At 66.6% G+C, this 15,853-nt stretch carries 19 protein-coding genes; 9 read left to right on the top strand and 10 right to left on the bottom strand.

The features are described 5' to 3' along the window. The first annotated feature begins 50 nt into the window (after positions 1-50). From F3J20_RS14075 to F3J20_RS14060, 4 genes are all read left to right on the top strand, one after another. Positions 51-695, top strand: coding sequence for a sugar dehydrogenase complex small subunit (locus tag F3J20_RS14075; RefSeq protein ID WP_167283641.1), 645 nt, complete (start codon positions 51-53; stop codon positions 693-695). A 73-nt stretch (positions 696-768) separates the two neighbouring features. After that, complete coding sequence (locus F3J20_RS14070) at positions 769-2,370, top strand: GMC family oxidoreductase (protein ID WP_167283640.1); 1,602 nt, start codon at positions 769-771, stop codon at positions 2,368-2,370. 20 nt (positions 2,371-2,390) lie between these two features. Beyond that, positions 2,391-3,830, top strand: coding sequence for a cytochrome c (locus F3J20_RS14065; RefSeq protein WP_167283639.1), 1,440 nt, complete (start codon positions 2,391-2,393; stop codon positions 3,828-3,830). A 181-nt stretch (positions 3,831-4,011) separates the two neighbouring features. Further along, entirely contained in the window at positions 4,012-4,749 is a 738-nt protein-coding gene (locus F3J20_RS14060; RefSeq protein WP_167283638.1) for a metallophosphoesterase, read from the top strand. Positions 4,750-4,822: 73 nt separating this feature from the next. Here the strand turns inward: F3J20_RS14060 and F3J20_RS14055 are convergent, their stop codons facing one another. Next, positions 4,823-5,524 (bottom strand): RES family NAD+ phosphorylase, encoded by a 702-nt coding sequence (locus tag F3J20_RS14055; RefSeq protein WP_167039150.1) that lies wholly within the window; start codon positions 5,522-5,524, stop codon positions 4,823-4,825. Further along, the gene (locus F3J20_RS14050; protein ID WP_167039152.1) at positions 5,521-5,958 is read right to left on the bottom strand and encodes an MbcA/ParS/Xre antitoxin family protein; all 438 of its coding nucleotides are present in this window, start codon (positions 5,956-5,958) and stop codon (positions 5,521-5,523) included. Before F3J20_RS14050 ends, F3J20_RS14055 begins: the two co-directional genes overlap by 4 nt. A gap of 113 nt (positions 5,959-6,071) precedes the next feature. Here F3J20_RS14050 and F3J20_RS14045 point away from each other — a divergent pair, with 113 nt between their 5' ends. After that, complete coding sequence (locus F3J20_RS14045) at positions 6,072-6,755, top strand: hypothetical protein (protein WP_167283637.1); 684 nt, start codon at positions 6,072-6,074, stop codon at positions 6,753-6,755. 116 nt (positions 6,756-6,871) lie between these two features. Here the strand turns inward: F3J20_RS14045 and F3J20_RS14040 are convergent, their stop codons facing one another. Next, positions 6,872-7,723 (bottom strand): LysR substrate-binding domain-containing protein, encoded by an 852-nt coding sequence (locus tag F3J20_RS14040; RefSeq protein WP_167283636.1) that lies wholly within the window; start codon positions 7,721-7,723, stop codon positions 6,872-6,874. Positions 7,724-7,820: 97 nt separating this feature from the next. Between F3J20_RS14040 and F3J20_RS14035 the strand changes: the two genes are divergently transcribed. Further along, the gene (locus tag F3J20_RS14035; RefSeq protein WP_167283635.1) at positions 7,821-8,204 is read left to right on the top strand and encodes a tautomerase family protein; all 384 of its coding nucleotides are present in this window, start codon (positions 7,821-7,823) and stop codon (positions 8,202-8,204) included. Positions 8,205-8,264: 60 nt separating this feature from the next. On the opposite strand, the gene F3J20_RS14030 is transcribed toward F3J20_RS14035, so the two are convergent. Both F3J20_RS14030 and F3J20_RS14025 read right to left on the bottom strand, forming a co-directional pair. Further along, the gene (locus tag F3J20_RS14030) at positions 8,265-9,098 is read right to left on the bottom strand and encodes a class II glutamine amidotransferase (RefSeq protein ID WP_167039160.1); all 834 of its coding nucleotides are present in this window, start codon (positions 9,096-9,098) and stop codon (positions 8,265-8,267) included. 25 nt (positions 9,099-9,123) lie between these two features. Further along, a complete protein-coding gene (locus F3J20_RS14025; RefSeq protein ID WP_167283634.1) occupies positions 9,124-9,267 on the bottom strand; it encodes a hypothetical protein in 144 nt (47 codons plus the stop codon). A gap of 102 nt (positions 9,268-9,369) precedes the next feature. Here F3J20_RS14025 and F3J20_RS14020 point away from each other — a divergent pair, with 102 nt between their 5' ends. Next, positions 9,370-10,206 (top strand): TOBE domain-containing protein, encoded by an 837-nt coding sequence (locus tag F3J20_RS14020; RefSeq protein WP_167283633.1) that lies wholly within the window; start codon positions 9,370-9,372, stop codon positions 10,204-10,206. Between the two features lie 29 nt (positions 10,207-10,235). Here F3J20_RS14020 and F3J20_RS14015 read toward each other — a convergent pair whose 3' ends face one another. The 4 genes from F3J20_RS14015 to F3J20_RS14000 all read right to left on the bottom strand — a co-directional run bounded on the left by F3J20_RS14015 (position 10,236) and on the right by F3J20_RS14000 (position 13,322). Then, entirely contained in the window at positions 10,236-10,937 is a 702-nt protein-coding gene (locus F3J20_RS14015) for an ATP-binding cassette domain-containing protein (RefSeq protein ID WP_167283632.1), read from the bottom strand. Between the two features lies 1 nt (position 10,938). Next, complete coding sequence (gene modB / locus F3J20_RS14010; RefSeq protein WP_167039166.1) at positions 10,939-11,613, bottom strand: molybdate ABC transporter permease subunit; 675 nt, start codon at positions 11,611-11,613, stop codon at positions 10,939-10,941. Positions 11,614-11,633: 20 nt separating this feature from the next. Continuing rightward, positions 11,634-12,407, bottom strand: a complete 774-nt coding sequence (modA, locus tag F3J20_RS14005) for a molybdate ABC transporter substrate-binding protein (protein WP_167039168.1) — start codon at positions 12,405-12,407, stop codon at positions 11,634-11,636. A 213-nt stretch (positions 12,408-12,620) separates the two neighbouring features. Continuing rightward, on the bottom strand, positions 12,621-13,322 hold the full coding sequence (locus F3J20_RS14000) for a phosphatase PAP2 family protein (protein ID WP_167039170.1): 702 nt from the start codon (positions 13,320-13,322) through the stop codon (positions 12,621-12,623). A 421-nt stretch (positions 13,323-13,743) separates the two neighbouring features. Here F3J20_RS14000 and F3J20_RS13995 point away from each other — a divergent pair, with 421 nt between their 5' ends. Further along, positions 13,744-14,910, top strand: coding sequence for a PHB depolymerase family esterase (locus tag F3J20_RS13995; protein ID WP_167283631.1), 1,167 nt, complete (start codon positions 13,744-13,746; stop codon positions 14,908-14,910). 108 nt (positions 14,911-15,018) lie between these two features. After that, the gene (locus tag F3J20_RS13990; RefSeq protein ID WP_167039175.1) at positions 15,019-15,201 is read left to right on the top strand and encodes a DUF3563 family protein; all 183 of its coding nucleotides are present in this window, start codon (positions 15,019-15,021) and stop codon (positions 15,199-15,201) included. Between the two features lie 158 nt (positions 15,202-15,359). Here F3J20_RS13990 and F3J20_RS13985 read toward each other — a convergent pair whose 3' ends face one another. Beyond that, positions 15,360-15,845 (bottom strand): TspO/MBR family protein, encoded by a 486-nt coding sequence (locus F3J20_RS13985; RefSeq protein ID WP_240162795.1) that lies wholly within the window; start codon positions 15,843-15,845, stop codon positions 15,360-15,362. Positions 15,846-15,853 lie beyond the last annotated feature (8 nt).

Genomic DNA, 15,853 nt, shown 5'->3' with positions numbered 1-15,853 from the left:
TGCCATCGCCTCGCTGCTCGTTGAGAATGACTCATCATCTGGAGCCCCCAATGACAGATGCTGCTGAGAATAACGATGCGCACCGCGACGTGACGCCTCGGCCTCGCGCACCATCGTATCGCAACGTGATACATCCGCCGGGCGGGCCAGGGCCGTCGTCGGCTGGACGCCGGACCTGGGTGCTCGGCTCGTGCACGGCGGCCGCGGCGCTCGCGTTTGCGGGCGCGAACCGCTCGCTGTCGTGGATCGCCCCCGCTTTCGCCGATGCCGCCAGTGCCGCCGCTGCGCCTTCCGCCGGCGGCGGGCTCGATGCCTTCCTCGCGCTCTCGCGGCACCTCACGGGCCGCAGCGGCTTCGATGCCGTGCTCGGCCAACGCGTCTACGACGCACTCGCCCAATCCGACAACCAGTTCGCGCAGAACGTCGCCGCGCTCAATACGTGGCTGCAGGCTCATGGCGGCGTGCCGTCCGATACCGTGACGCAGGTGTTGCAAAGCGACCAGCCCGCGCTCGCGAAGTCGGTCGGCGCGATCATGCGCGCGTGGTATCTCGGTCTCGTCGGCGAGATGCCGCATGTCGAGGTGGTCGCCTATGAAAAGGCGCTGATGTTCGAGCCGGTCAAGGACGTGCTCACGATTCCGTCCTATTGCCGAGACGTGCCGTTCTACTGGACGCAGAAGCCGGCGTCCGCCTGAGCGGCGTTGCGCGCGCGGAGCAAGGAAAAAAGCGAAGAAAAGCGCCGCAGCAAGGGCGCTGAAGAGGGCAACGATGGCAAACACACATTCCGCCGATATCGTCGTAGTCGGCTCGGGCGTCGCCGGTAGTCTGGTCGCGCATCAACTCGCGCTCGCCGGTGCCTCGGTGATTCTGCTCGAAGCCGGGCCGCGCATTCCGCGCTGGCAGATCGTCGAGAACTTCCGCAATTCGCCGGCCAAGTCCGACTTCGCGACGCCGTATCCGTCGACGCCTTATGCGCCGCATCCCGAGTACTCGCCCGCGAACGGCTATCTGATCCAGAAGGGCGATTATCCGTACAACTCACAATATGTGCGGCTGGTCGGCGGCACCACGTGGCACTGGGCCGCGGCCGCGTGGCGGCTGCTGCCCTCGGACTTCCAGTTGCACAAGCGCTATGGCGTCGGGCGCGACTGGCCGTATCCGTACGAAACGCTCGAACCGTGGTACGTGGCGGCCGAAGTGCAGCTCGGCGTGTCCGGGCCCGACAGTTCGATCGATCTCGGTTCGCCGCGCTCGAAGCCGTATCCGATGCAGCAGTTGCCGCTCTCGTACATGGACCAGCGCTTCAGCGACGTGCTCAACGCGCAGGGCTTCAAGGTCGTGCCCGAACCGGTCGCGCGCAACAGCCGCCCCTACGATGCGCGGCCGACCTGCTGCGGCAACAACAACTGCATGCCGATCTGTCCGATCGCGGCGATGTACAACGGCGTGATCCACGCGGAAAAGGCCGAGCAGGCCGGCGCGAAACTGATTCCCGAGGCGGTCGCGTATCGCGTCGAGGCGGACGACAAAGGGCTCATCACCGCGGTCCACTACAAGGACCCGAACGGCAACAGCACGCGCGTGACGGGCAAGCTGTTCGTGCTCGCGGCGAACGGCATCGAAACGCCGAAGCTGATGCTGATGTCGAGCTCCGATAAATTCGCGCACGGCATCGGCAACAGCTCCGACCAGGTGGGCCGCAACCTCATGGATCACCCCGGCACCGGGGTCACGTTCCTCGCCAACGAACCCTTGTGGCCCGGCCGCGGACCGATGGAGATGACCTCGATCGTCAACTTCCGCGATGGCGCGTTCCGTTCCGACTACGCGTCGAAGAAGCTGCATCTGTCGAACGGCGTGCCGACCATGAGCGTGACCGCCGACCTGCTGAAAAAAGGCCTGACCGGCGCGGAGCTCGACCGGCAGATTCGCGACCGCGCCGCGCGCACGCTCAACATCAACAGCTTTCACGAACATCTCGCGGAGCCGCAGAACCGCATCGTGCCGTCGGCCGATCACAAGGACGCGCTCGGCATTCCGCAGCCCGAGATCTACTACTCGATCAACGACTACGTGAAGAAGAGCGCGGCCAACACGCATGAACTCTATGCGCGGATCGCGGCGCTGTTCGGCGGCACCGAAATCTCGTTCGACGATACCTTCGCACCGAACAATCACATCATGGGTACGACGATCATGGGCAGCGATCCGGCGACTTCGGTCGTCGACGCGGACTGCCGCACGCACGATCACCCGAATCTGTTCATTGCCAGCAGCGGCGTGATGCCCACCGCGGCCTCGGTGAACTGCACGCTGACGATCGCGGCCTTGTCGCTGAAGCTGGCCGACAAACTCAAGCGCGAAATCTGAGCCCCGACCGGAGAGCCACCATGCTGAAGAACCTCTCTCTCGCGCGGCCGGACCCTGCGCACAGACATGCGGCGCGGCGCCGCCGCTTTGGCGCCGCGCTGGCGGTCGCGTTCCTGCTGTTCGCGTTGTCGATGGCGTGGCGCGAGGTGTCCGGCCAGGGCGAGCCATTGAGCGACGAATTGCCGATCACCCAGGCCCATGCCGACGACGCCATGCAAGCGTCCGATGCCGGGGCCGTCGCGCTCGCCGGCTCCGCCGCCAACGGCGATCTCGTCAAACGCGGCGAGTACCTGACGCGCGCCGCCGATTGCGCGGCCTGCCACACCGCGGACAAGTCGCGTCCGTTCGCGGGCGGCCTGCCGATCAGCACGCCGTTCGGCACGATCGTCACGCCGAACATCACGCCCGACCCCGACACCGGCATCGGCCAATGGAGCGACGCCGACTTCATGCGCGCGATGCACGAAGGCATCGGCAAGGGCGGCGAGCGGCTGTACCCGGCGTTTCCCTACACGGCCTATACGCGCGTGACCGATCAGGACGTGCTCGCGATTCGCGCGTACCTGAACACGCTCACGCCGATTCACTACACGCCGCCCGCCAACAGCCTCAAGTTCCCGTTCAACCAGCGCTGGCTCATGGTGTTCTGGAACCTGTTCAACTTCAACGAGGGCCGCTTCGTTCCCGATCCGAAGCAGAGCGCCGAATGGAATCGCGGCGCGTATCTCGTCGAAGGGCTCGCGCATTGCGAGGAGTGCCATACGCCGCGCAATTTCATGCAGGGGCTGCAGACGAGCGCGCGCTTCTCGGGTGCGGTGCAGGCAGGCTGGCACGCGTTCAACATCACGCCGGACAAAGTGAGCGGCGTGGGCGACTGGCACGACGACGAACTCGCCGCGTATCTGTCGACGGGTGCGGTGCCGGGCCGCGCGAATGCGGCTGGACCGATGGGCGAAGTGGTCGCGAACAGCACGCAGTATCTGACGCCGGTGGACCTGCGCTCGATCGTCGTCTATCTGCGCTCGCTACCGGCCGTGAGCGGCGGCGAGACGCGCGGGCGCCACCAGTGGGGCATGCCCGCCGCCGACGTCACCGCGTTGCGCGGGGCGAAGATCACTGGCGCGAGCGGCGAGGTGAGCGGCGCGCAGCTGTTCATCGGCAATTGCGCGACCTGTCACAGCTGGACCGGCGAGGGCGTGGGCGCGAGCGCGCCGGGCGCGTATCCGTCGCTGATCCACAATTCGACGGTCGGCGCGAGCGATGCGAACAATCTCGCACTGGTGATCCTGTACGGTGTGAGCCGCACCACCTCGCACGCGGACGTGCTGATGCCCGCGTTCGGCGGCCATCTCGACGACGAGCAGATCGCCGCCATCACGAACTACGTGACGAAGCAGTTCGGCAATCCGCAGGCGACCATGACGGCAGCCGGGGTCGCGAAGCTGCGCGCGCAGCAGTGACACGGCGAGACGATGGCGTTGCGATGACGCCGTGGCTGCGTGGTCGTGTCGAGGTCCACGGGCGAAGGTGCCGGGCCGATGCCGGTCTTGTATCGTTTTGTGACAATTTCGCGCGTTCGGACACAACGATACGATGGGCGCCGCGCATACGATACCGCGTCCGCCGCATTATCATGAACAGATGGATTCCACACCCGCCAACGTCGTTCAGCATCACGCAGCCAACGAGCTTGGCCGCGATTTCGTGGTCGGCGATTTGCATGGCTGCGTCGATGCGCTCCGTTATCTGCTGTGCCAGATCGCGTTCGATCCGGCGCGCGACCGGCTGTTTTCCGTCGGCGATCTCGTCGATCGCGGCGAGCATTCCGAGCAGGCGCTCGCACTGCTCGCGAAGCCGTGGTTCTTCGCCGTGCTCGGCAATCACGAGGACACGCTGTGCGCGGTCGCCGATGGCCGTTTGCGGCGGCAGTGGTGGTACGGCATCGGCGGCGCCTGGGCCGCGGACGTGCCCGACGAGCGCCTGCGCCACTACGCGCAGCATCTGCGCACGCTGCCGCTCGCGCGCACGATCGGCAGCGGCAAGGACCGCTTCAACGTTCTGCATGCCGAATTTTTCGGCTCGGACGCCGATCTCGACGCGGGGAATTTCTCCGCCGAAAAGCGCCAGCAGTTGCTATGGGGGCGTGAGCTCGCGCTCGGCAACAGCGACCCGCTGCGGCAACGCGGCTTGTCGCTGACCTACTGCGGCCATACGCCGATGCGCGACATCACGCAGATCGGCTCGCAGGTGTTTATCGACACCGGCGCGTTCGGGCCCGACGGCAAGCTCACGATCGTGCAGCCGCTGGCGTTGCGGCGCTGGTCGATCTCGGTCGAAGAAGCGCGGGCGGACGGGGCGGCGGCGCTGGCACTGCCTTGAGCATGCCGTCTTCCGCCGCACGGCGTTGCGTTTGCCGTGCGGCTTGCCGCTTGCTTCGGCCCGCGGTTCGTCGTTACCCCACCTGATTGAGCTCGAACACCATATCCACGCTCGTGCCGTTCCAGTTGTATTCCAGATACGCCGCGTGATGGCAGTCGCGCAGCAGCGTCGTGCGAAACGCGGCGAGGCATTCGCCCGCGCCGTCGCGCACCGACGGATAGGCGATGCCCGGCGCGCCCGCCTGTCGCACTGCCCGGCCGAGCGCCTGGCCGGCCAGGTAGTCGTGCGGCGAGAGCACGGCGGGATCGAGCGCGGCATCGTGGCGCAGATCGACGACCGTGCCTTGCGCGACCACGGTGTAGAGACGCATCTGCTGACGTAGCGGCGGTTCGGCGGTCGCGGCGAGGAATTTCCCCGTGTGATAGCGCGTTTCGGCGATCGCCGTCGCGCGCGAGCGGGCGCAGTAGAACACGCCGTAGGTGCCGTCCGAAAAGCGGCTGCCGAGCGGATTCAGATGCGTGAGCGCAGCCATGATCGGCCCGTAGCCGGGCCCGAAGCGGCGCTCCTCGCGCGGCACGAGATCGAGTTCGCCGACTTCGGTACGCAGACGGTCGTTGGTCATTGCTTCGAGCGCATAGAGCGCGTCGAAATCTTCGGGGGAAGCGACCCGGTCGAACAGATTGACGGCCGGAAAGCGGGTTGGAATGACGCGATACGCGGGCGACCAGTCGAGCGCGGCGCTGGTCCAGCGGTCCTGCCAGTTCGCTTGTGTCACGCCCAGCCGCCTCGCATTGCGTCGAGATACTGGCGCACGGCCACGAGATCGCTGATATTGCCCGCCAGCATGCGGTCCAGCGCGCGCCGGCCGCCGAACGGCGGCGCGCTGTTGGGGCGCTTGATCCAGGTATCGGCGGCGCTCGGTTGCGGCAGCAGAATCTGCAATGCCTTGTAGATGCCGAGCAGAAGCGACAGGCGCTCCAGCGTGTCGCGCCCGAGGCGCGCCGTTTCGGGCGACGCCTTCCATTTGAAGAACGTCGAGCGGCCCGGCGAGCCGAGCAGGACGATCTGCTCGTCGGCGTTCAGGTCCCAGTCGCGCGCGATGTTGAAGAACGCGCGCAGCCCCGCAGCCGACATTTGCGTGAGCGTGGGTTCCGGGGCGGGCCGTCGTAACGGCGACTCGGGCGGAGTGAGGCGGGCAGCGTGAGCCATGATCGGGTGAGTCCCTATATGTACTTTGAATGGATATTAGTCCATAAATGGATTTTTGCAAGAGAATATAATCGCGGCTCGTTTTTGCAGTCGTCGATCAGGAGAAGCAGGAGATGCGGGTTCGAGCAGTAGCAGCGGCGCTGGCCGTGTGGTGTGTGTCGGAAGCGGCCATGGCGGCGGGTTATACGGAAACGTGGAATCCGCCCGAGGCGAGCGGGCATGTCGTCAGCGGACATGTCACGAAAGCGGTGCGGCAAAAGCCGGGTGGGGCGAAGGGTAAGGTGGCCGAGGCCAAGGCCGGTGGGAAGCGCGGCGGCGCGCATGGGAAGCAGGTGGCGAGCGTTCGGCACGGGGCGGCGCATGGCGCGGCGGGTGGCGGCGTTCACAGCAGCAAGCTCGCGGCGCATGGCGCTGGCGCGAAAAAGGTGGCGGCGAGCGGGGCTGCGAAGGGCGGCATGAAGTTGGCGGCCTTGGGTAGGGGCCGAGCGCATGCGGGCGTGAGCGCGCAGGCCGTGAAGCAGCGTACACAGCCACATGAGCAGCCACATGCGCAGCTTGCGCGTGCGAAATCGACGCAGGGCAAGGTGATGCACGCGGACTTTGCGCCGGGGCATACGGTTCGCCCGCATGTCGCGAAGGTCGCGGCGAAGCCGGTGGCGGCGAGCACGAATCCGGTCGCGCCGGCCGTGCAGACTGCGCCGACCGCGTCCGTGAACGTTGGCGACATCGCGCCGATGGGCACTGCGCCTAATCCGGCGACCGCTCGCAGCGGCTCGTTGCCGCCGATTATTCACTGAGCGTTATTTTAGCGGGGACGTGTTGCGGCCGACGCGTTGTGCCGTCGCCCATCCGATCTGTTTGACGGCAAACGGGGCGTGTGCCGGGCGCGAAGCGCGTACTTGCGAACGCAGTGTTACCCCGTCGCTAACCCATTCGCCAGCAACCGCAGCGTTTCCGCCGAGCGCGGATCGCGCACGCGCGAATGCAGCGTCACGCGCGATTCCGGCAGCTCCGGCAAGCCGAGCCGCGCACCGACGTCGACGAGACCGCGCGGCGCAACCCGGCGCGCGAGCGGCGAGACGGCGAGCCCTGCCGCCACCGCCGCGCCCACCGCGGCCATGCCGCCGCCGACAAACACTTCCTGCCACGCAACCCCCGCCGCCGTCAGCGCGCGCAGCGCGACGTCGCGCACCTTGCACGGCGGGCTCAGCAATGCCAGCGCGAGGGGCTCGCCAACGCGCGGCAGCCACGCGGGCGAGGCGAGCCAGCCGAGCGGTTCGCTGAAGAGCGTCTGCGCATCGTCGCGCGGCGGCTCGTCCGCGCCATAGCGGATGATCGCCGCGTCGAGCCGGCGCTCGTCGAATTGCGTGAGCAGTGCCGCCGACGTCCCCATATGCAGCTCGATCACGAGCCCCGGATCGTGCGCATTGAGCCGCCTGAGCAACTGCGGCAGATCGGGACCCGCGACATGCTCGCTGAGCCCGAGCGCGAGCCGGCGCCGTTCCACCGACAGCGCGCCCAATGCGCGCTCGTGCGCATTCAGCAGTTCGCGCGCCGCGCCGAGAAACGCGTTGCCATCGGCGGACAGGCGCACGAGGCGCGGCGTGCGTTCGAGCAACGGCTTGCCGAGATGCGCTTCGAGCCGCTTCAGCTTGAGGCTGACGGCCGATTGCGTGGTGTCGAGCGCGTCGGCGGCGCGCGTGAAGCTGCGCAGATCGGCGACGAGCACGAATGCCCGCACCGCATCGAGATCGAGCACTTTCATTTCCAATGAATATGGATGAAATAGGCGAAGATATCTGTTTATTATGACTGAGCGTGCCTAAGCTGTGTTTAACCCAACACCGCAACAGGAGTCGATCATGCCGCTCACCCGAATCTCACTGCGCGCCGGCAAGCCGGCCGAATACCGCGAAGCGCTGACCGCGGGCATCCAGCGCTCGCTGGTGGACACGTTCAACGTGCCGCCCGACGACATGTTCATGCTGATTACGGAGCACACGCCGGGCAACCTGATCTATGACCGGCAGTATCAGAACATCGAGCGTGGCGACGATTTCGTCGTGATCCAGTTGACCGTGAGCAACACGCGCACGATCGAGCAGAAGAAGGCGCTGTACCGGCGGATCGTCGATGAACTGGCGAAATCGCCGGGCGTGCGGCGCGAGGATGTGTTCATCAACCTCGTCGAGGTGGAGAAGGAGAACTGGTCGTTTGGGAATGGGGGGGCGCAGTATGCGACGTAGGCGCGTGCGGGGCAGAGCATCTTCGATGCTCCGCCCCTGCGATTATCCGGTTCAAGCCCCTCAAGCCATTTGAGGCTCAAACGGAAACTGCTCGATCTCCCCGCCGCGCGCCACCACCACCGTGCTCTCCGGAATTTCCTCCCACCAGTCCGGCAAATCGGAGAGCGGTTCCGACAGGACCAGAAACGCATCTTCACCGACCATCGCGATGCGCGGATCGTCGGGATACAACTCGTGCAGATGATGGAACGACGTGCTGTGATACAGCGAGCGTGATTGCTGTTCACTCGAATAACGCACCGCCACGATCTGCTCGCCGTCGGTTGCGCAGACGGTCATGTTCAGCGGTTGATCCACGCCGTGGCGGCGGCCGGTTTCCTCGACGAACGCCACCATGCGCCTGAGCGCGGTGACGGGCGCCAGTTCGAGACCGAACGTGAGCGCGAGGAAGAACAGCACTTCGGAATCGGTCGATCCCTCGACCGACGGGAACAGTTCCGGGTCGATCGCGACCATCAGATCGCGACGCAGCGCCGGATAGTTGCGCACGAGGCCGTTGTGCGCGAACAGCCACCGGCCGTGGCGAAACGGATGACAGTTGGTTTCCTGCGAAGGCGTGCCGGTCGCCGCGCGTATGTGCGCGACGAACATCGGCGCGCGAATCGCGCGCGCGGCTTCACGCAGATTGCGATCGCTCCACGCCGGCTGAATGCAGCGATAGCGGAACGGAATGTCGGTCGGATGGCCGTACCAGCCGATTCCGAAGCCGTCACCGTTGGTGGTCGTGTTGCCGAGCCGCGAATGCAGGCTCTGATCGATCAGCGAATGCTTGGCGTTGAACAGCACCGTTTCGAGCTGAAGCGGTTTGCCGGAATAAGCGAGCCAGCGGCACATGAAATGTCTCCTGTCGAATACGCTTCTATCTGGCGGCCGGTTGCAGCGTCGTGATCGTGATCCGCACACCGATGCGCGGCAGCAGCGACGACGATACACGGATTACCGCCCCGGCACCTTTCAAGCCGAAATAATGGGCAAAAATTTCCACGCGGCGGCGGATCGGCATGCCGTAAGCGCTACTCATGGTCGACAAAGACCGTGTCGTTATAATGATTCGCGGTCCTTTCCGGACCCTAGCCCTCGCCCCGGCCCTTCAACTTCTCCCGCCATGCCCACCGACCGCACCGATCCCCCTCGCGAATCCCTCGAACTCGGCGGCTCCGTCTGGTTTCAAGCCGGCACGCAGACGCTCGGCGGCGCGGCGCGCATCGCGCTGCTCGCGGCGATCGGCGAAACCGGCTCGATCACGAGCGCGGCGAAGGCGGTCGGCATCAGCTACAAAGGCGCGTGGGACGCCATCGACACGATGAACAACCTCGCGGGCGAACCGCTCGTCGTGCGGATGACGGGCGGCAAGGGCGGTGGCGGCACCACGCTCACGCCGCGCGCGGTGAAGCTGATCGCGACGTTTCGCGCGGTCGAGCGCGAGCATCGGCGTTTTCTCGAACGCGCGGGTGCGGCGATCGAAGGTTTCGCGACGGACTGGGACCTGATCGGCCGCATCGGCGTGAAGACCAGCGCGCGCAACCAGTTCTACGGCACCGTTTCGGCGATTACGCGCGGCAGCGTCAACGACGAAGTCACGCTCGCGCTGCCCGGCGGCCAGGCGATTGTCGCCGTGCTCACGCACGAGAGCACCGAGGCGCTGGGGCTCGTCGAGGGCGCGGCGGCGTTCGCGCTGATCAAGGCGTCGTGGGTCGTGCTGCTCGTCGATGGCGCAGACGGCGCGCCGCTCAGGCTGTCGGCGCGCAATCAGTTGCGCGGCGCCGTGCAGAGCGTGAAGCGCGGTGCGGTGAGCGCGGAAGTGTCGCTGGCGCTCGACGGCGGCACGGTCATGACCGCGGTCGTCACCAACGAAAGCGCCAACGCACTCGGTTTGCAGGAAGGCGCGAGCGCGGTGGCCGCGTTCAAGGCGTCGAGCGTGATACTCGGCGTGAAGGACTGAGCGGTGGCAGGGACGGCGAGACCGCGCCCTTACGACTCGCTGCGCACATACCCCGCGAACGGATGGTCTTCGCGCACGCGGCCATCGTTGACCTGCACGACCTGATCGCCGAATGCCGCGACGTCGTCGGGATCGTGCGTAATCAGCACCATCGGAATATAGAGCCGCGTTTGCAGGTCCGACAGTTCGCGCCGCATGCGCTGGCGCAGCGCGCTGTCGAGCGCGGAAAACGGCTCGTCGAGCAACAGCAGGCGCGGCTGCGCGACCAGCGCCCGCGCCAGCGCGACGCGCTGCTTCTGCCCGCCGGACAGCTGCACCGGGTGATTGCCCGCGACGCCCCTCAACTCCAGCGCCTCGAGCCAGTAATCGACCTGCGGATGCGAGCCGCGCGCGCGCGGATTGAACCAGCCCCGGCGCAGCCCGAAGCCGATGTTCTGCCGCACGTTGAGATGCGGGAACAGCGCGTAGTCCTGAAACAGATACGCGATCTTGCGCGCCTGTGGTTTCTGATCGACGCCGCTCGCGCTGTCGAACAGCGTGGTGCCGTGCAGCGTGATCGATCCCTCGTCGGGGCGCAGCAAACCGGCAATCGCCTGCAGCGTCAGGCTCTTGCCCGCGCCGGACGGGCCGAACAGCACGAGCCGCTGGGTGTTCGCGCGGAACGAAACGTCGAGCGTGAAGCGGCGCTCGGCGGTCTCGAAGGTCTTGCGGATGGCGACGTCGAGCGGCATGTCAGCGAGACCTCAGAAGCGTGTGCTGCGGCACGAGCCGCCCCGCGAGCAGCAGGATCGTGACGCACGTCACCGAGGTTACGAGCACGAGGAAGTTCGCGGTGCTGTCGTCGCCGGCCTGCACGGCCGAGTAGACCGCGACCGAGAGCGTCTGCGTGCGGCCCGGCAGATTGCCGGCGATCATCAGCGTCGCGCCGAATTCGCCGAGCGCGCGCGCGAACGCGAGCAGGCCGCCGGCGAGAATGCCGCGCGCGGCAAGCGGCAGCGTCACGCGAAAGAAGATCGCCGCTTCGCTGACGCCGAGCGTGCGCGCCGCGCGCTCCAACTGCGGATCGACGCCCTCGAAGGCGGCGCGCGCCGACTTCAGCACGAGCGGAAACGCCACCACTGTCGAGGCGATCACCGCGCCCTGCCATGTGAACACGAGCTGGATGTCGAAGCGGTCGAGCCACGCGCCGATCACGCCGCGCCGGCCGAGCAGCACAAGCAGGTAGTAGCCGAGCACGGTCGGCGGCAGCACGAGCGGCAGCATCAGCAGCGAGTCGATCACGTCGCGCGCGCCGGAGCGCCAGCGCGACAGACCGAGCCCCGCCGCGACGCCGAGCACGAGATTCAGCGCGGTGGCCCAGCCCGCCACCTTCAGCGACAGCAGCAGCGGAACCCAGGCCTGTTGCATGACGTGTGCTTTCCCGTCGATCAGTGCGCGGGCTTGAAGCCGTACTTCGCGAGCACGGCCTGGCCGGCCGGCGACAGCACGAAGTCGATGAACGCCTGGGCGTCGGCCGCGTGATGGCTGCCGTCGACCTGCGCGATCGGATAGGTGATCGGCGTTTGCGTCGGCAGGCTCAGCGCGACCTTGACCTTGTCGGGCATGATCGCGGCGTCGGTGCCGAACACGAAGCCCGCGTCGACTTCGCCGCGCGCGACGTAGTCGAGGCTCTGGCGCACGTTCGCCGCGAGCACGGCCTTCGCGTTGACCGCGTCCCACACGCCGGCGGCCTTCAGCGCGCCCTGCGTATAGCGGCCGACCGGCACCGAAGCCGGATCGCCGAACGCGACGCGCTTCACGTTCGCGGTCGTCAGATCGTTGAGGCTCGCCGGGGCGAAGTGGCTGTCGTTCGGCACGATCAGCACCAGCGAATTGGCCGCGAAGTCGCGCCGCGTGGACGGCACGATCACTTTTTGCGAGGCGGCCATGTCCATCGCCTTCTGGTCCGCCGAGGCGAACACGTCGGCCGGCGCGCCCTTGACGATCTGCTGCATCAGCACGTCGGACGCGCCGAAGTTCAGCAGAACCTTGGTGCCCGGATGCTGCTGCTGGAACGCGTCGCCGACTGCCTTGAACGCGTTGGTCAGGCTGGCGGCGGCGGAGACCACGAGTTCGTCGGCGTGGGCGTTTACGCTGACCACAACGGAGACGGCGCTTGCGACGCAAAGCGCGTATTTCTTCAGATGGCGGGAGAGTGTCATGAAGGACCTGAAAGTCTGACGTGGACGGGAAGCAGCGGTTTAAAAACGCTATCGTAATATATGCGCGGTTATAGCGGTGTGCGCATGACCGGCGATCGAGGCTGACGCTTCATTTTCGGCGTGCAGCGCTCGTGGATCGGGACAGGATCGGCGGGGAACCGGGAACTGCGAGGAACGCTCGCAGCAAACCCGAAGAGAGCGGCGCCGTGCCGCTCAGACGTGAGACGCGTGCTGCGGCGCGAGCGTATTGAGCGTTTGCGACAGCGGCAGGCTGGCCGGACGAATCTCGCGCGCGGCCTTCCACTTGGCGCGGATGAACGGCCGGTCGTGGCCGGACACCTTCAGCGCGATATGCGTGACCCAGCGCTGCGTCGGCACATGCACGTCGTGCATCGCGATGGCGAGCACCATCATGCTGACGGCGACCGGCAGCGCTGCGAGGCGCCCCGGCTCGGCATTCCACGCGATGCGCACGAACAGCAGCGCCGCGAGCGCGCCGACGATGCAGCCGGTGACCGCTTCGGACGGCGAATGCGCGCTCAGCACGACGCGCGACAAACCCACCGCGATGCCGGCGGCCAGCCCCGCCAGCACGCCGAGCAGACGGATGGCGGGCCGCGCGGGCAACAGCATCAGGAACATCGCGACCGGGTAGACCGCCGTGGACAGCGTCGCGTGGCCGCTGACGCCAGTGAAATCGAGTTCCCGCACGCCGACGCCCCAGCCGAGGAAGGCCAGCTTGGTCACCGTCACGATGCCGATGGCCGCGCCGAGCAGCAGCAGCCAGCCGGCCGCGAGCCGCCACGAGTAGCCGACCGCCAGCCAGAGTGCGATGGCGAACGCGAGCGGCAGCGTGAGGCCGGCGCCGCCGAGGCTGGTAATCGAATACCACAGGTGGATCGGTAAGTCGGGCATGGCTAAAGTGCGACGTGGGCCGCGTGAAATGAGGTGGGTGGGTAGCCGAACCGGCGCGCGGCCGGCACGGACGCCGCTTTCGCCCGGGTCGGGACCTTCGGCATTAACCGCCAGTATAGACGGGTGTCGCTCGCCGGTCTTGCCGCGCACCGCGCATTTACGCGCCAAATGTTGGCTGGCGAACGGGACGTCGTGCCAGCTTGCGCGGTGCTTACCGGGTGCCTGTCGTGGACGTCGACGAGCAGCGGTTAGGGTTCGACGGCAGGATGGCAACAAGGTTCGCCGGAGAGAAAATCGGACTCGGCATGATTGTCAGTCCTCGGCAACGCATGAAAAATGATGTTATTGTGCATTGCACAACTTCGTGTGAACTCGCGTTTTGCGCCGGTTTGCACTGTCCCTTTTTGCGAGGTTATCGCCGATGGCAAAAAGCCTGTCGAAAATCTGGCTGCGCGGTTTGAAGCGCCTGCTCGCGATTCAAACCGAACATGCGCAAAAGTCCACCCGACGCGCACCGGCGCGACCCGTGCGCGCCGCCGCCAACAAACCGTCGAGCAAGGCTCGTCCGCTCAAGCCGGCCGACGCGCTGCGCACGCCCGTGAAGCGCGAGTCGCGCGTGCGGCCGCGCGCGGCCGCGTGGGCGAGCGGCTCGTGGACGCGCTCGTTCCACTCCGCGCCGGTGGCGCCGGGGCGGCTCGTCAATCATCTGCAGTACGGGCTGTATGTGCCGTCGGGCCATGCGCTGGAAGCGATGCCGCTCGTCGTGATGCTGCACGGCTGCACGCAATCCATCGACGAATTCGCCGAGGGCACGCGCATGAATCTGCTCGCCGATCGCTACGGCTTTGCGGTGGTGTACCCGGAGCAGTCGAAGCACGCGCACTCGCACCGCTGCTGGCACTGGTACGACGCCAGCGACAGCGCGGGCGGCGCCGAGGCGCGCGCGGTGGTGTCGCTCGTCGACGAGCTCGTCGCGCAGCATGGTTTCGACCGGGAGCGCGTCTACGTGGCCGGGATTTCCGCGGGCGCGGGCCTGACGGCGCTGCTGGCGCTCAACTATCCGGATCGTTTCGCCGCGGTCGCGCTGCATTCCGGCCCCGCAATCGGCGAGGCCCGCTCGGGCATCGCCGCCATGGACGTGATGCGGCGCGGCGTGCGCCGCGAACCGGCCGAGCTCGTCGACGAAATGACGGACGTTGCGCAATATCCGGGCATGCCGGCGCTCATCATCCACGGCGACGCCGATCACGTGGTCGCGCCCGTCAACGCGGACCAGCTGGCGGCGCAGTTCCTGCGTCTGAACCGTCTCGTCGACGCCGACGGCGCACGCCGGGCCGGCGAAATGCGCGAAGACCGCAAGGGCGGCGTAGTGATGCGCGACTATCTGCGCGGCGGCCGGCGCGTGGTGCGGGTGTGCCGTGTGCAGGGGCTCGGCCACGCATGGGCGGGCGGCGACGACGCATTGCCGTTCCATTCCGCCAAAGGTCCGGACGCGAGCGCCATGCTGTGGGAGTTTCTCAGGCATCAGCGCCGCACGGATGCGGGACGTGCCGTGGAAGGCCTGGCGGCGTCGTCGGCCGGGAGATGACACCGGAAGCGCGCCTCGAAAATGAGCAGTAGCGCGGAACTAGGGTTTTCCCTATAATACGGGTTATCCCTTAGTTGTAACGCACAGCCTTCATTTCCGAGGTCGACCATGTATCTGCTTAGCCGTCTGTTCCTGTTTCTGACCAAATCGCCGGACCAACTCGCAAAAGAGCGCGCCGACGACTACCTCTCCGAAGCGACCGATCTCTACGATCTCGAATTCCGCATGCGCAAACTGGACCGCGAAGGCAGCGTGCGCCAGCCGTCGTGGATGAGCCAGCACTACGGCTAAGCAGGCGCGAGCGTCGCGATAGTCGGAAAAACATCGGCGTGTGGTGAGGCGCCGATGTGCGGGGCGAGCCGCTCAGGTATCGCGAACCGCCACGGGTTTTTCAGCGTAGTTGCCGCCGGGCAGCCTGCGCGCCCAACGCCCAACCAATCGGCTCCGCGTCAAGCAGCCGGATTCAACTGCCAGAGCGCGTAATTCAGTAGCGCCGCGTACGCGACCCAGATCACGTACGGCATCAGCATCACACCGGCCAGGCGGTCCCGTCGCCAGAAGACGCCGGTCAGCATAACGATCAGCACCAGCAGAATCACGATATCGGTTAATGCCATTTCCGGCCGATGCAGACCGAAGAATAGCCACATCCACGCGGCGTTGAACACCAACTGAACCACCCACAGGACGATTGCCGCGCTCAGGCCATCGCGCTTCCATACGCGCCACGCGGAAAACGCCATCAGCACGTAGAGTACGCTCCAGACCGGCGGGAAGACCCAGTTCGGCGGATTGAACGCGGGCTTTGCAGTCCCGCGTACCAGGCCTCCGGCAAGGACAGGCTCGCGGCCCAGCCGGCCGCAAGCGTCAGAATCAGAAACACGAGCAGCGACGGCAGACGGCGCATCTTCATCCCTCCAGGCGTTTTTCTTCAATGATGTAA

It is taken from the genome of Paraburkholderia sp. Cy-641, from assembly GCF_011752945.1.
Lineage (GTDB): Bacteria > Pseudomonadota > Gammaproteobacteria > Burkholderiales > Burkholderiaceae > Paraburkholderia.
The sequence above is the reverse complement of the archived record's forward strand: the minus strand, read 5'-3'. Positions and strand labels throughout refer to the sequence as shown.